The 15,483-nt window shown below is 48.4% G+C and carries 15 protein-coding genes; 12 read left to right on the top strand and 3 right to left on the bottom strand.

All coding sequences use genetic code 11. The annotated features are described in order from the left end of the window. Nucleotides 1–31: 31 nt before the first annotated feature. The 3 genes from hisC to BUC30_RS01805 are packed head-to-tail and all read left to right on the top strand — an operon-like array spanning nt 32 to nt 2,642. Complete coding sequence (hisC, locus tag BUC30_RS01815) at nt 32–1,117, top strand: histidinol-phosphate transaminase (RefSeq protein WP_073423258.1); 1,086 nt, start codon at nt 32–34, stop codon at nt 1,115–1,117. Nucleotides 1,118–1,126: 9 nt separating this feature from the next. Next, nucleotides 1,127–1,963, top strand: coding sequence for a histidinol-phosphatase (gene hisN, locus BUC30_RS01810; RefSeq protein ID WP_073423257.1), 837 nt, complete (start codon nt 1,127–1,129; stop codon nt 1,961–1,963). A gap of 34 nt (nt 1,964–1,997) precedes the next feature. Further along, the gene (locus BUC30_RS01805) at nt 1,998–2,642 is read left to right on the top strand and encodes a hypothetical protein (RefSeq protein WP_073423256.1); all 645 of its coding nucleotides are present in this window, start codon (nt 1,998–2,000) and stop codon (nt 2,640–2,642) included. Nucleotides 2,643–2,649: 7 nt separating this feature from the next. Here BUC30_RS01805 and BUC30_RS01800 read toward each other — a convergent pair whose 3' ends face one another. Further along, nucleotides 2,650–4,830 (bottom strand): DNA internalization-related competence protein ComEC/Rec2, encoded by a 2,181-nt coding sequence (locus tag BUC30_RS01800; protein WP_244536438.1) that lies wholly within the window; start codon nt 4,828–4,830, stop codon nt 2,650–2,652. Between the two features lie 441 nt (nt 4,831–5,271). On the opposite strand from BUC30_RS01800, the gene BUC30_RS01795 reads away from it, so the two are divergent. From BUC30_RS01795 to BUC30_RS01780, 4 genes are all read left to right on the top strand, one after another. Further along, nucleotides 5,272–6,444, top strand: coding sequence for a M12 family metallo-peptidase (locus tag BUC30_RS01795; protein ID WP_244536437.1), 1,173 nt, complete (start codon nt 5,272–5,274; stop codon nt 6,442–6,444). Nucleotides 6,445–6,447: 3 nt separating this feature from the next. Beyond that, on the top strand, nt 6,448–6,984 hold the full coding sequence (locus BUC30_RS01790; RefSeq protein WP_073423253.1) for a DUF4416 family protein: 537 nt from the start codon (nt 6,448–6,450) through the stop codon (nt 6,982–6,984). Nucleotides 6,985–7,135: 151 nt separating this feature from the next. Beyond that, nucleotides 7,136–8,326: a hypothetical protein gene (locus tag BUC30_RS01785; RefSeq protein ID WP_244536436.1), complete on the top strand. Its 1,191-nt coding sequence runs from the start codon at nt 7,136–7,138 to the stop codon at nt 8,324–8,326. An 8-nt stretch (nt 8,327–8,334) separates the two neighbouring features. After that, a complete protein-coding gene (locus tag BUC30_RS01780) occupies nt 8,335–9,456 on the top strand; it encodes a hypothetical protein (protein WP_073423252.1) in 1,122 nt (373 codons plus the stop codon). A gap of 8 nt (nt 9,457–9,464) precedes the next feature. Here BUC30_RS01780 and BUC30_RS01775 read toward each other — a convergent pair whose 3' ends face one another. After that, entirely contained in the window at nt 9,465–10,409 is a 945-nt protein-coding gene (locus BUC30_RS01775) for a tyrosine-type recombinase/integrase (protein WP_073423251.1), read from the bottom strand. Nucleotides 10,410–10,459: 50 nt separating this feature from the next. On the opposite strand from BUC30_RS01775, the gene BUC30_RS01770 reads away from it, so the two are divergent. The 5 genes from BUC30_RS01770 (at nt 10,460) to BUC30_RS01750 (ending at nt 15,144) form a co-directional block, all read left to right on the top strand. Further along, nucleotides 10,460–11,779 carry a PorV/PorQ family protein gene (locus BUC30_RS01770; RefSeq protein ID WP_139260765.1) on the top strand — a complete coding sequence of 440 codons (1,320 nt, stop codon included), beginning with the start codon at nt 10,460–10,462 and terminating at the stop codon, nt 11,777–11,779. Nucleotides 11,780–11,787: 8 nt separating this feature from the next. After that, complete coding sequence (locus BUC30_RS01765) at nt 11,788–12,378, top strand: STAS domain-containing protein (RefSeq protein WP_244536435.1); 591 nt, start codon at nt 11,788–11,790, stop codon at nt 12,376–12,378. Between the two features lie 132 nt (nt 12,379–12,510). Next, nucleotides 12,511–13,296 (top strand): M23 family metallopeptidase, encoded by a 786-nt coding sequence (locus tag BUC30_RS01760; RefSeq protein ID WP_244536434.1) that lies wholly within the window; start codon nt 12,511–12,513, stop codon nt 13,294–13,296. A gap of 10 nt (nt 13,297–13,306) precedes the next feature. Next, nucleotides 13,307–14,425 (top strand): hypothetical protein, encoded by a 1,119-nt coding sequence (locus BUC30_RS01755; RefSeq protein ID WP_073423248.1) that lies wholly within the window; start codon nt 13,307–13,309, stop codon nt 14,423–14,425. Continuing rightward, nucleotides 14,422–15,144, top strand: coding sequence for an NUDIX domain-containing protein (locus BUC30_RS01750; RefSeq protein WP_014546929.1), 723 nt, complete (start codon nt 14,422–14,424; stop codon nt 15,142–15,144). The genes BUC30_RS01755 and BUC30_RS01750 overlap by 4 nt, the downstream gene beginning before the upstream one ends. 97 nt (nt 15,145–15,241) lie before the next feature. Here BUC30_RS01750 and BUC30_RS01745 read toward each other — a convergent pair whose 3' ends face one another. After that, nucleotides 15,242–15,451 carry a hypothetical protein gene (locus BUC30_RS01745; RefSeq protein ID WP_073423247.1) on the bottom strand — a complete coding sequence of 70 codons (210 nt, stop codon included), beginning with the start codon at nt 15,449–15,451 and terminating at the stop codon, nt 15,242–15,244. Nucleotides 15,452–15,483 lie beyond the last annotated feature (32 nt).

The following is a 15,483-nucleotide window of genomic DNA, read 5'->3' as shown; positions in this document are numbered from 1 at the left end:
TAAATTTACACGCGTTAAAATGGAGGTATTTGTGGTCGAACCGCGTCCAGAACTTTCAAAACTTTCCGATTACGTCCCAGGCAAGTCCATCGACGAAATTCGTGAACGTTATGGTCTTAAGAATGTTGTAAAGCTTGCGTCTAACGAAAATCCGTTGGGTGCTTCTCCGAAGGCGGTGGAAGCGTTCCACGAAATTGCAAATTCGTTGCACTTGTACCCGCGCGGCGATGCTCCGAAGCTCATTGATGCCATTGCAAAGATGTATGGCGTTTCTACCAACCAGATTGTGATTGGTAACGGTTCCGATGAAATCATCGACATGGTGGGCAAGGCTTTTATCCGCCAGGGCGACAATTGCGTGGGCATTACGCCGACGTTCTCCGTGTACAAGTTTACGACGCTTTCGAACGGTGCCGATTTTATTGGCGTTGGCGAAGGCGATGAAAAGGCAACGCTTGATAAGCTCGCTGCTGCTGTTAACGAAAAGACTCGCGTGGCTTTCATTTGCAACCCGAACAACCCGACCGGTCACTATTACACCGAAGCTGAAATTCGCAGTTTCCTTGCAAAAGTGCCATCGAATGTTCTCGTGTTCTTGGATGAAGCTTACGCTGAATTTGCAACGGCTGCCGATTATCCGAAGATGGCTCCGCTGCTTTCGGAATACCCGAACTTGTTCCTCAACCGTACTTTCAGTAAGATTTACGGTTTAGCTGGGCTCCGCGTGGGTTATGCGATGGCAAGTGTTGAAGTTGTCCGCGCCATGTGGAAAATTAAGCCGCCGTTTGACGTGAACCAGGCTGCCCAGGTGGCTGCTGTGGCTGCTCTTTCTGATACGGCTCACGTCGAAACGACCCGCAAGAACAACGCTATTGGCTTTGAATACCTGAACCGCGAACTTGGTGCGCTTGGCTTCAAGGTTCTCCCGACGCAGGCAAACTTTATTTGCGTCCGCATCGGTGAGCGCGCCAAGGAACTCGTTTCGTTCTTGGAACAGAATGGCATGATCGTTCGAGGTCTTACGAGCTTTGGCATGCCGGAACATATCCGCATCACGGTCGGCAAGCCCGAAGAAAACGAACTCCTCGTTTCGCTTGTCAAGAAGTGGGTTGGCTAGGAGCTTGTTATGGAAAATCGCGAAATTGCAAAGGCTGGTGTCGCTCCCGAGAATTTGGAACTTTTGAAGATTGCGCTCAAGACGGCTGAACTTGCCGAAGAGAACATCCTCAAGTTCTATCAGAACGATGTTGGCGTCGAATGGAAGGCGGATAAGACTCCCGTGACGATTGCGGACAAGGGAACGGAAGAACTCGCTCGCAAATTCTGGGCAAAGGAAACTCCCGGCTTTGGCGTCATTGGCGAAGAATTTGGCATTGAAAGCCCGGATGCGGAATACCAGTGGGTGATTGACCCGATTGACGGCACCAAGTCGTTTATCCACGGTGTGCCTTTGTTCGGAACGCTCATTGGGCTGTGGCATAAGAACGTTCCGATTGCAAGTGTGATCCGCTTGCCGGCAATGAAGAGCGCTGTGTGGGCGGTGAATGGTGGCGGCGCCTTTTTGGACGGTCGCGAAGTTCGCGCTTCGAAGGTATCGCAGTTGAGCGATGCGCTCGTGCTTTCGGGTACGGTCAACACGATGGAAGACAAGGGTTTTGGCGAAGGCTTTACGAAGCTCCGCCGCAGCGCTCGCTTGCACCGTGGCTGGGGCGATTGCTACGGCTATTACCTCGTGGCTGCTGGTCGTGCCGAAATCATGGTGGATCCGGTTGTGTCGATGTGGGACATTGCCCCGTTCCCGCTTTTGATGAAGGAAACGGGAGGCAAGTTCAGTACCATCGATGGCAAGACGGAACTCTTCGACGCAAACGGCAAGCCGACGGCTCCGATTTACGAAGGCTTCACGAGCATCGCAACGAACGGCCTGTTGCACAATGTTGCACTCGATTGCTTGAAAAAGTAAGGTTTATCGCATATAAAGTTGTTTTTGTAGGTGTATGAGAAAAATTCTTGCAGTCTTGCTAGTTCTTGTTCTTTGCTGTAATGGCATGGGCGAAGAACCGGTCAAAGAAAGCTATTTGCCCTATGGAATGACTTTTCATGCTTCTTATGTGTATCCGACTACTGCGGAAGTATCTCTATTTGATATTCGATCTGGGACTGAAGCGGACGCTTTCCATATAGGCAATTTATTTGATGTCTATTTTGGATTTGATCCGCTTCATGTTAGCATTGACCCAAATAAAGTTTCTGACGAGGCTCTATTTTCTTTGGGTGGAGCCTTAGTGGTGGGCTTGATTGTAGGGGCGTTTGATGGATATACTCCTTCAAGTGAGGTTCTAGAAGTGTTGGGCTATATACTTCTAGGAGTCCCTGTATATGCCTGGTGCGGAAACCTTTATATCCCTTTAGTTCCTAAATCATGGTTGGGATTGACGGATCAAAGTCATATTATCACTCATGTTATTTATGAGCGAGGATTTCATTTGCGCAGTTTTACATATGTGAATGATATTGGTTTGCGGTGGTCCCCAATGCGAACAACTTATTTTGAAGCCGGCGTTCGTTTGGAGAAAAATTTTGCAGATGATTTTAAGTGCAAATTTTTCTTCCAGATAGGGGGAGCTGGAACAAGTAAATAGCTGGTCTTTACCACATCGTTGTATAGCTTACTGAATCTGGGACGAACGTGAATGTTATCGTCCCTTTTTTTGCGGTGTTGATGTAGGGAATGTGGAGCGAATCGAGGCGGTCAGTCACTTGCTTGTGCGGGTGGCGGAACCTGTTCTTGCGGCCACTCGGGATGATGGCGTACGTGGGGGAAACTGCTGTCACGAACGGCACGCTGCTGGATGTTTTGGAACCGTGGTGCCCGAGCTTTAGCACATCGCTTTTCAGATAAGCGTCTGTCTTCATAATTTCTTTTTCGCCTTTGACGGTGAGGTCTCCGGTAAGTACCGCAGAATGCCCGAGTCCTTTGAGCCGAAGCGTGATGCTCCCTTCGTTCGCTTCGACGCAGATGTCGTTTCGCGGGTGGAGCGTTCGCATTTCGAAGAAGTTTTCTTTCCACAGAAAGCCGCGATGGATGTTGCGGATAGGTATGTTCCTTTTGCGGGCTTCGCTGAGGACTTGTTGCCAATCGGTTTTACGTTCTTTCATTGAACAATCGCTTGCCCAAAGTTCCTTGACGGGGAACATTTTCAAAAGCGAAAGCGCTCCGCCGAAATGGTCCTTGTCGGGGTGCGTGATGATGAGCGCATCGAGCTTGCTCACACCAATGTGATGCAAGAACGGAACGATGATGTCTTTGCCGGAATCTTGGCGGCTGTTGTCGCCAGCGTCCACGAGAAAATATCTGCCGGATGGCGCCTTGATGAGATGGCTGTCGCCTTGCCCGACATCGATGGTCGTGAGCGTCCACGACGGGTGCAGAACTTCGCAGTAACTTTCAAACGCGAATAAAGCGGCGGCGACTAAAACGCATAAAAATGCATACTTGCGGGCGATGTAGTTCTTGTAGCAAACCGGCAAAAGTAAAATCAAGATTCCGAGTGCTAGCAGAACCGCAGGCGAGAATGGTCCGACGGTCATCGAGGCGGCCGCAGAATCCGAAAGAATTCGCGTCAAAAGCGATGCCAAACGCAAAAAGAATCTCGCGGCGGCGCAGAATGTTCCGCAGATAAAGTCTACAGGCGAGAGCTGTGCGAAAAGCCCAGCCTGCATGCCTAGCGAAATGGCTGGCACGATGATGATGTTCCCGAACCATGCGAACGGCGATAGTGTCTTGAAATGGTATATGAGGAATGGTGCTGTGGCGAGTGTTGCACAAAGCGTCACATATGTGGGGTCAATGGCGAACGATTGAATCTTTTGCCAAAGCTTGTTTTGCTTGATACTGTCGGGCAAAAGCTTTGTCGGGTTGTGCGGTGTGCCGATGATAATTCCTGCGGTGGCGGCAAAAGAAAGTTGGAATCCCGGATTCCAGATGACGCTTGGCTCTGGCAAGATGATTAGGAGCAATGCGACACCCAAGCTGTTGAGCGTATTGGCAGGTTTTCCGAATAAAGTGCCGATTTGCGGAATGGCGAACATCATGACCGCACGGCGCACGGCTGGCGAGCCTCCCGTGACGGGAACGTAAATCGCGAGAAGCGTCACGGCGATGATGATGACGATTTTATGCGGAAGGCCCGTCGCTTTCAAGAAAATCATGAGCATGCCTGCAAGCAAAACGACGTGAAAACCGCTAATTGCAAGCACGTGCACAAGCCCCGACCGTTGAAAATCGCTACGTAACACCTCTGGAATCCCCGAGCGGTCACCCGCCAATAGCCCCATCAAGAGTCCCGTTTCAGCAGGGTCGAGGAACTTTGCGAATCTCGCCTGCATAAATTGCCTAAACTTAAAAAAGCTCCGTTCGAAAGTCCAGTCGCCGGGGTAAGCCGTCCACTGTTTGAACTTGCCGTAAGCGGCGAGTCCTTGCGATTTTAGCCAGTTTTGTGTGTCAAAAGCGCCAGGCACGCTTGGTGGCGTCTCGGGGTACCATGTGGCCTCAAAACAGATGGAATCCCCTGGCAAGGGGAGGTCCGGCAAATTCCGCTTCTCAGTCAGACGTACTTTATACCCCTCGCGCGCACTCTCATGAGTATTTCCAATAGCCGTCTCCTCGGCATTTCCCGAAACATTGATGATAAAAGCCGTCCCTTTAGGCCGTGGGAGCCTGGATTCGACTTTCCCGCAGTCGGTATTGCTGATGGCATCATTTTTGCGAACAGTTTCGGCTATTTCGACCACCCCTTCATGGGCGATAATTCCTGCCGCTAAAGACACAAAAATCACCCATTGGATGTGCCTTCTGAAGAAATGTGTGAGTAAAATCAGCGATCCAAGCATAAAAAAGGCAAATTTGGGCTCATCTAGGGAGGCTATCGTTGTTGCAACGACTATTGCACTCACCAAGGCGGGTTTACCGTCAAGGGGAGCAATAAGGTCCTTAAATGCGTTAAATATTTTTTCTTTGCTATTTTTTTTCATTTTCTTTTTTCTTTTGTATTTTATATGTGGTGTTTACTTTCTATACACGCATTTGAGGAGTGTTTGTTTCGGGTATTTATGAAAAATTTTTGTAAAAAAGTGTGGATTTTAGGTTTTTTGGCTCTGTTGTTGTCGTTTTTTATTACTGCATGCACGACATCAGTTGAGGCTGATGGTGAAATAATCCTAAAACCCGATACAAGTCGATATATTGTCCATAAACTTTATCCGAATGACTTGGCTAGAAACGATTCGGCAGCCGCAAATATTGCGCACGGAATCATGCTCGCTGTGCATCCTGGGGCTTCGTACAAGCTTTCTTTTGATATCGATTCTACTGTTCCGGCTCCGGAATTGCAGTTGTTCCGCCCCTATAGCATCGATGCGGGGCTTTTCGGGTTGAGTAAGGTCCGTACTTTGACGCCTACAGTTGTCGGAAAGCGATATGTCTATTCTTTTATCTGCGAAGAAAATGAAATGACGGTGTGGTATACATCGCTCGGTAACAATGGTAAGTATTACGAAGGCGAAGTTAAGAATATTAGCTTTACCGGGACTGGAACTTATAAAGATCATTTTGCTTTGAATCTGATTGTTGTTGGTGCTGTCGGGAAAACGAAAGATGGCATGGATATCGATGAACTGTCGCATTATATGCTAGAAGCGTTTCGTGAAAAGTATTATGGTGTAACGATTGATACTCTATATGTCCTCTATGCCCACGAGCATCCTACATTAGGGCGTAAGTATACGGCTGATTATCCTTGGGAGGCTGGGACGAGTTCCGAAGATATCTTTTTGGGGGACCTTGCTAGTTCGATTGACGAAAAGCATAGCAATACCTTGAATGTGTTTTTCATGCATAGTATTGCGGGAAACAATGTCATGGGGCTCTCGCGTCTCTTTGCCGGGGAACTTGGTGCGGGCGAGGAAAATGCTGTTGTTATTGGAGAATATGTCCATAACCAAGATGGCGAACTTGAATTGCAGTCGTCGTACAACATTGTGATGACGATGATTCACGAAACTGGGCATTCTTTTGGGCTCAGGCATACATCGGCGACGAAGCTCGATATGAAGCAATATCTCGGTGGTGATGAAAAGACTGGCGTTTTGGTCGGCGACTGGTCCAATATTGATGATGGATTAACGGATACGCCGTTTTGTGAAGAAATTTTAAGGAGTAATTTATACAAGCAGGCTGAAGAACCCGCCTTTGAAACCTCAGGTTTTGTTTATAGGGCGATTCACGAAAGCTGTTCAGACCGCAAACGTTATTCGTCTATTTATATTTGTCCTGATTTAAATAACATTATGTTCCCGGTAACGGTAGAATGTGCTCAGGATCTCTCGTTCTCGGAACAGCAGATGGAAATAATCCGATCGACATTGTCGATTATCCCGCACTAAAAAATGAAAGCTTCTCAATTCTCTGAAAATGCGCAGTTGATTGCGTTTGTGTTGCAAAAAGGGTCTGAATGGGACCCAAACGTCATTGAGCTTTTGGAAAAAACTTGGGGCCCTATCCGCCATAAGGGGCGCCTTTTTGCATTTGATAAGACGGATTATTACAAGCCTGAAATGGGTGATGACTTGTATCGTGGGGTGGTCTCTTTTGAAAAGGAAATCCCGCCAGAGACGATTGCCGAAGAAAAGGAACGCAGTAACGCATTAGAACTCACGACCGCATCGGCGGAAACCCCGGAACTGCGCCATGTGAACATTGACATTGGCTACATGGATATGGACAAGGTGGTGCTCCCGAGCTACAAGCGTGGACCGTTCAAGCTTTATGCGGGCAAGGGCGTATGGCTCGATATGCTTTTGACGTATGCGAAGGGCGTATTCCACCCGACCGCCTGGGCGTTTGATGACTTTGTGCGAAATCCCTATCAGCACGATTTACAGCTTATCCGTGAAAAGTTCAAGAAAGCGCGCAAGGGTGGTTAGTTGTTAGTCGTTGGTCATTGGTCATTAGTCAATGGTCATTAGAAAATCTTGATATAAAATTCTCTAGTAACTCAGAACTAGTAACTCAAAACTAGCTTTTCAGCTCTCTGCTCAAACTTCTGAGTTCTAATTCTTTTTATATTGCATGCTGATGAATAAGAAGCTTTTACTCCTTGGTCTTTCGACCCTTACGTTTTTGGCGTGCTATAGCCCCAAACCATTCGAGGCTGAATCTTTGGATGATGATTCCAAAAAGCAGAGTAGTTCTGAAATGGGGACGATATACTCTGTCAATGGAAGTGAGCAAATCTGCAACCCGTCCATCTCGCAGGATACGGTCAATTTCCCGGCTTCGATGCTTTGGTTGAACTTTAGCAAGATTAAAGTCAATAAACATGATGACGAATTCCCCGTTACAGATGTTAAGCAGCATGATCGTTTGACCGTTTCGGATACCGCGAATAACGTGAAGTGGTATTTGATGATTGATAAGGATAAGGGCGAATGCCAGTTCCAGGACCCGGAATGGAGTACTCATCCTGATTTCATCGTCTCGTTGCGCGGTCAGGGACTCAATGGTGGTTCATGTGGTGACGTCTTGGATTACGGCATTTTTGCGGTCCGTACGTCGGACAAGAAAAAGTTCTGGTTCTTTGACAAAGGCATTATTGAACAGGCGACTCCGCATGTGTGGGTAGATCCTACGGCTAAAGCGGAAGCCGATGGGGATGAATCGACCGTCGAAGGCTTCTTTGGTACGAAAAATGTGCGTCTGACTTATGCGGACGGAACGGATGGAGATCCGCAAAATATCGTATTTATCGATTATGCCAATGGCGGAAAGTCGAAGGCGATTAAGCTTAAGAAGCCTACGGATCGTAGCAACTGGAAAGTTGAAAGCCCGATGATTTCGCCGGATGGTAATTTTGTCGTGTATAACTTGATGACGAAATCGGAAGATAACTGGGAAGCCTATATCCAGGAACTTTCCAAAGATGCCGAAGGTGTTAAAATCCCTCTTACGAAGGACATGAAGTCTGAACCGGCTCAGCCGCACTGGTTTGAATCGGATGGGCGTCTGTTTGTGGTTTGGACGGAATTTACTCAAACGTCATACTACAACAAGATCCATTTAGATAATGCTTCGGCTCAGGACGGTTCTGCCGGGCGTACGGTAATGCGTGAGGTTCGCTTGAAAACGGGTGCTTCTAAGAGTGAACTAGTGGAATGGGTAGACGATAATGTGGAACTTGCGCCGATCCCGATGATTGGCGGGCGTTCTCCCGATGGCAAGTTCTTGTCGACTGGCTATAAGTACGCTTATTTGCTTAAGCTTCCGTGAGGTGCGGTATGAAGAAGAATTTTTTGATTGAAGGCTGTTCTCTTGTCGCACTTGTTGCGGTTGCTTTTTATGCTGGCTTTAATTCCCCTGTGACGCCTGCGACTCCGTGGGAGTCCATTGGCGGTTGCGGTGCTGGCGGTTCCGGTGGCGGTTCCGGCGATGGCATCAAGTGGATTGGTCAGGGCGTTTCGGGCGGTTATCTCGAAGCTGAAGTCTTTACGAAGTACAACGTGGGGCAGAATTTCTCCGCTCTTACGGTGAATCCGCATTTCTCGATCAAGCCAACGTGGGATACGAAGGTTGGTGTGACGATCCCGTTCATGAGCCATCAGGGCGAAGTGCAGTATCGCAGCAACCAGACTCCGACTGACCGCACTACGGGCGGTCTTGGCGATATCTCGTTTGATTTTTCGAAAACGATTGGCAGTGGCGGTGCAGCATCGCTTTCGGCATCGCTCTCGATTCCGACGGGGCAGTACGATATCAAGCGCGGTAAGGATGGCGGTAAGGAAATCTTGCCGAGTAGTTTCCAGAAGGGGAGCGGTCTTTATTCACTGACGCTTGGATGGGACTACAGCCGCGATACGGACAAGGGCATCTGGCTCTATAGCTTGAGCTACACGCACCCGTTTGCGATGCACTTGTTCTCGGGCGAAAATGAGTTTAACGACAGCTATTGGAAGAATATCAAGAAGCATGGAGACCGCTTCAAGTACCGCTTCAAGCCATATGGCGAAAATGACCTTGGTGCATTTACTCCGCCTTCGATTGGTGGTTCTGTCGCTTATGGTTATCGTGGTCGTACGGGCATTGTCCAGTCGTTTGGCTTGAATTTCTCGATCCCGCTTGGCGTGGCTTGGATTTCTTCTGAATCCGAAGGAACTTACGACCCAAGGCCGGATCCGGATCACCAGGCTTGGTCTGTTTCGCTTGTGTATGGCTTGGAATTCTCGAACCCGGACTTCCCGGTGTTCCTTGCGTTCTCGCTCCCGATCCATGACAAGGCGGGTGGCGCTGATGCAATGAATGAATACAGCGAAAAGCCGATGAAGAAGTGGAACGCTCCGGACTGGAGTGATATCGGTCAGCAGTGGACTATCGCCGTTGGCGTTAAGGGAAGCTTCTTTTAGTTAGAGGGCTACGCGCGCGGGTGCGTCTTCTTGAAGGCTTGTTTTAGTCGTTCTGCATTCACGTGCGTGTAGATTTGTGTGGTGGAAATGTTTGAGTGCCCGAGCATTTCTTTGACGCTCATGATTTCGGCGCCGTTTTCTAGCAGGTGCGTGGCAAAGCTGTGGCGCAGCACGTGCGGGCTTGCTTTCCCTTCCCAGCCGATTTCTCGGAGCAGGTCGTGAATGTCGTTTCGCAATGTGCGGATGTCATAGGGCTTTCCGTTTTCGCTTAGGAAAACGTAGCTTGTAATTGTTGGGGCGTGTCCGGCTTCAATCTCAGCAGCCCTGAATTTTTCGAGCCAAGAAATGAGCACGTCAGTAATTGGAACGATGCGTTCCTTGTTGCCTTTACCGATGACTCGGACAAGTTTTTCTTTTGTCTGTAATTGGTTCCAGCAGAGGCTTTGACATTCCGAAATTCGCAGTCCCGAGCCGTAAATGAGTTCGAGCAAAAGTCGTGCGCGGACTTGCGGGAGAGTCGGATTTTCAGGTAATTCAGGGAATTTTTCTTCGGCGAGGTCCTTTTGCCCGAGGAATTGCACAAGGCGCTTGGGGCGCTTGGGCATGGGGACTGCTTCGGCGGGGTTCTTTTGCAAAATCTTCGAACGCACGAGGTATTTGCCAAAGCTTTTCAGTGCGGCGAGGTGCTCGCAGATGCTTGTGGGTGCAAGTTTCTGCTTGATTTTCATGTCCCACACGAAATTCTTGACGTTTGTTTCAGAGAACGATTCAAGAGGCGCAGCCGTCTTGGTTGCGGTTGCTTGCTGTGCATTGGGGCTGCGCTGTGCATTCCCGGCTAGCATCGCGAGGTATTTTTCGAGCGATTTGCGGTATGTAATGACTGTTCTTTCGGAATACCTGCGCTGGGTTTGCAGGTATATCAAGAAATTTTGGATGTAATCGTCTAAAAGCATTTTTTTAAAGTGTTTTCAAAAAGAAAAATATCTATTTTAGTTGTCACCAAATGTCTTTTTTGAAAAAATTTATATCTCTGCGGACTTGTTTCCTTGCCTGTGCGTTTGCGTCATCGGCTTTTGCTGCTGACCGCGTTGTGGGTGCGAATGCGACTCTTGATATGGAACCGGGTGCACGCTCTGCGGCTTTGGGTTCTGCAACTCTGGCTGTTGAGGGCGATTACCTTGGACTTTTGACCAATGCGTACCAATTATCTCAAGCCAAATACATGTGGGCATCGTTTTCGCATACGGCTTATTACGAAGATACCAAGTACGATTATGCATCCATGGTCATCCCTCTCCCTAAAAACCAGGGGTTAGGTGTTTCTTTCTCAAGGTTTGGTGCCGATGATATCCCGTACATTAGGGAAGGGGAACCGGTGCCTGAAGGCTCGGACTACAACACGCTCTCCTATGCGGACTGGGTATTTTCTGTCGCCTGGGGGCGTCGCATTATAGACCGCTTGGACTTGGGAATTGCGTTCCATGTGCTTTATCGCGATATGGACCAGACCGGTTGGGGCTTCCGCGGCGATGCTAGCGCTCGTTATCAAATCATGGATGATTTTTACGTAGCGGGTCTTTTGAAAGGCTGGACTTCTTCGGCGACTTCTTGGGAATCTGGCGAATTTGAATATTCCGCTCCTGAATTTTACTTGGCTTTAAGCTATGGGCTGCCCGTCCAGTACTTGTATGGCAAGTTCAATTTTTACTGGCAGAGTGCTGGGCTTTTCCATCATGATGCAAGAGACTTGGACTTTGACGAAGATACCCATGGTGGCGATCGCATTTGGGAAGATCCGCTGGATTGGTTATCTGGCGGTCGTGGTGGCGTCGAATTTGCGTTTGATTTTGGACTCAAGTTGCGAGTCGGCCTCAGCAGCTTTACGACATTCAAGAGCGTGACGGCTGGTGCCGGTCTTACGATTGCAAATTTCCTTGTGGTGGATTACGCGTTTGAATCGCATCCGGTGTTCTCTCCGGTGCATCGCGTGAGTGTAAGCTTTAGCCCGTACCTCTTTGGCCACAAGCCGAAGAAAGAAGGACACTTGAGCAAGACTGATGCCGCAAAGAAGCTTGTGACGGAAGAAGAATTCCCAGCGGATGAATTTGTGGAAGAACGCGTGGAGAAAACTCCTGTCGCTCCGGTAAAGCCTGCTTTGAATGAAGCTCCAGAAAAAGAGGAATCTCCAAAGGTTGAAACGGCTCCTGCAACAGCTCCGGCTTCAGCTCCGACAGCTACTACTCCGGTAACGCCTGCTGCACCGATTGCACCTACGGCGCCAGCAACTCCGATTATTGAAACTGATGATGAAATCTTGGAATAGAGGGCTACATGATGACTGAAACAAAAAATGTGGGTTTATTCCTTGTGCTTCCCGCTCCACTCAATCCGATTGGAGCTTTCGATGCCGAAACGTTCAAGGCGAATTTCCGTTCTTTGATGACGGAAAAAGCTGACGCCAAGTTTATAGGCGTAGATTTGTCCGGACTCGATTTTGTCTATAGCGATGCGTATAATGCCTTTATGCAGTTCCATCAGGAACTTTCCAAACGTAATGGTACGTTTGCGGTTCTTGCCGATAGGGAATCGCTAGCCAGGAGCTTAAAAAAGGTGGGGCTTGAACGCTTTATCCGTATATTCATGAGTGAAGCGGATATGGCTGCGTATCCTCGGGTCGAACAGGGGGTGGCTCCTGCTGAGGAACCTGCTAAAGCTGCTGTTGAGCCTGCAAAAACTGCTGCGGTCGAGAAACCCGCAGATGCTATTCTTCAGGCAAGCCCTGCTCCGCAAGCTCCGGTCGCTCCGAAAATCATGGATACAAATCCGCTAGTGGACGAGACTTCTTCTTCGAAGGGAACTCTTGTTGCGGTTTTGGTGCTTTTGCTGATTCTCATAGCGGTTGTATCTTATTTGGTCTTGTAACCGATGGCTGTTGAATTTTCAGAGTATCACGGTAAACGGAAAAGAAAACGGGAAGCTCGTAAATTTCCGCTAATTAGGATTATTATAGTCTTTTCATTGACTATTGCCGCCTATACCAATGGGTGGTTCCGTATGTTGGTGGATAAACTCCCGCTGCCTGGGAACGAAGAACCTGCACCTCCTGTTGTTGAGGATTGGATTGCGGGGTGTACTTCGTATGACGGGACTCCGTTTGAACTCAAGAATGACTATGCCCAGTGTTCGTGGATTGTAACCGACTCCTTGGCGCTTCCGAACACGTTCTTGCGCTATGTGAAAAATTTGGCGTCGGACGGGTCGAAAATTCATTGGGTGGCATCCAAGAAAGATTTTGGCGATGCTCTCCTGGTGGTCCTTGAAGATTCAACGCGCAATGTCTTTTTACACATGATGCGAGAGGATTCTTCGAAAGTCTGGATTTCGAGCAAGACGGGTTGCCTTTTCCCGGGGCCGTGCCCGCACGTGCCGCTCGGATGGTCTGCTCTTGCGATTGTAGACAACTTTGACTTTGAAGGCTTGGAACAGCTCTTGTCGGCGGACTTGTTTAAAGGTCTTGGGGAAGCTCCTGTTTACCCTGTGCTTCCGGGTATTGTGCTTGAGGCAGGGCGCGATTCTCTTGGCATGTTTGTGGAACTCAATCACGGAAACGGGATTACTTCGCGCATGTTTGGCATCGGGTCCTGGAAGATGGCACCTACGGTGGGTAAAATGCTGAATGTTAGTGATGCCGTGGGGCGCCTCTCTCCGCAGGACAGTTCCTCGTTTTTCTTGACGGTGCGACAGAACGGCTTGTTTGTGCGTTGGAAAGATTTCTACAAGTTGACGCATCCGGTGGACTCCGCCCAAATTGCTAGTTTCAAAAAGAAGTTGCCTTTTTGAGTGAGTTTGTATGAACCTTAAGTCTGTCAAGTTTTCTCTTGTTTGTCTATTTTCCCTGCTGGTAGCTTTTTTCGCGTCTTGTGCTCAGGATGGCGATGGCCCGCTGGATGTGATGCCTAATGGACAATCTGTAGAAGGCAAGGGATTTTTTGAGGCGGCATCACTTGATTCTGGCAAGACGATTCATCTGATTTCGGATACGCTTTATATTACGCTTTCGAAGATTTGGTCTTTTTCGAATTGCTCGCTTACATCGATTGACTTGAATTATTCCTTTGAAGATTCGGTTGTCGTTTTTGCGCCGACTGTGAATATCAAGGTTAATACGGACGATTGCCCATCGCCGATGTACCGCCCGGATTCGACGTTCAAGATGCTCACGAATAGTGTGTCTTCGAATATCACGAAGATCGTTGTGAAAAATGATGTGGATTCGCTTTTGGATTCCATTATGCTGCGTCGTGGAAAAATTGAACTCGATACGTTCCGCATCTTTGTGGATTCTGCATTTGCTGAACCTGCTTCACTTCCGTTACGCACGAAGGAATCTCCTTCGATTTTGCGAGTCTTGGATTCTCTGACTCCGCAGAAATTCCATTGGAGGACGCTCCGTGCAAACTGCACCATGCGTGTGGATATGTGCGATGAGGTTGTTGCAGATACGATTTATCCGTCGAGTTGGAGCGAAAATGATACGGCGCTTGTGCCGGTACGTTATGCTTGCGCATCTTCGGATTCCACGTACTGCTTGAGTTCTAAATGGGAATACGATTCGACATCTTTGGGTAAGATCATGGAACGCTTGGATACGGTTTGGCATACGAGCACGTATTACGTCGAAGAAATTCCCAAGTGCGCGATGATGAATGGCTTTTTGTATTCAGGTTTTACTTATGGTGCTAAAACTACGTTTGTACGGCAGCTTTTTGTGCCTGATGAAAGCGAACGTTCTTGTGGACCTTCGACAAAAGAAGACTGGGTGGCTTATCGCTTAGATAAAAATGCACTCGTACTCGAAAGCGAAGATGACGAAGAATCGCCTATAGATATAGATAGTTTGTATAATATTTGGAAGTCGGCGACGGTTGCAAACGATACGCTCCGCACCGATTCGACGGAGTCAAAATGATTGAATATACCTTTGCCGCTGAAATTGCCGAAGAAGACAAGCCTGTAATTCTTGAAAGCAAGATTTATAAGCAGTGGCTTGAAGCTTCTGAAAAAAAATTCAATATCACGAAGGTGCATTTTGCTTCGGTCGACTATTTTAGCAAGCGCCACGAACCGCTGTTCATCAAGCTGAATGCGACCGCTTTTTTGCCGGACGGCAAGCCGGTGCATGGGATTGTGCTTGTGCGTGGCCATGCCGTGGGTGTGCTTGTCGTGCTCCATTGCGAAGGCAAACGCTATTTGCTCTTGGTGCGCCAACCGCGATTTGCAATCTCGGAAACGGCGTCGCTTGAAATCCCGGCGGGGATTCTCGACTGGTCGGGCGATTTCCGCAAGGTGGCGCTCTCGGAACTTGAAGAAGAAGCGCAAATCAAGGCTAAGGATTCTGAACTGATTGACTTGATGGACTTCTGGTACAAGGGCTCAAGCGAAGGCTTTGCTGGAAGCTGCGGACTTTTGGACGAGCGCATCCGCCTTTATGCGATTGAACGTAGCGTGACGCGCGAAGAACTTGAAGCGATGGATGGCAAGAACCAGACCTACACCGACGAGAACGAATGGATCCGTACGGAAGTTTTGCCGTACGAAGAAGCTGCTCACAAGTTCATTGATGGAAAGAACCTGATTGCGTTGTTCTTGTACGAACGCTGGCTCGAAGCCCAGAAAGTGTATTATTAGCTATTAGTTGTTAGTTTCTAGTTATTAGTTTGAAGTTAGGCGGCTATGCCGCAGTTACTATGCTAATGACCAATGACTAGTGACTATTGACTAATGACTAGAAAATCGTATTGTTGATTGTAAGTCCTGCGAAGAATAGGATCAAGTAGCCATACCAAAGTCCGGTCGGGACGTAGTTCAGTATGCGCTTGTATTTTTTCGGTTCATCCTTATTCTTATCCTTGATTCGGATAATGTTCTTTTTGAGATAAAAACCGCAGAGCGCAAGCCCGCCGATGCTGATAAGGATGAGTAATACGTAAGCCATATACTAAATATAGCATAAAGCGAGCGTCGCGA

This window comes from Fibrobacter sp. UWB7, assembly GCF_900142945.1.
Classification (GTDB): domain Bacteria; phylum Fibrobacterota; class Fibrobacteria; order Fibrobacterales; family Fibrobacteraceae; genus Fibrobacter.
This window is presented reverse-complemented; position numbering and strand designations above follow the sequence as displayed.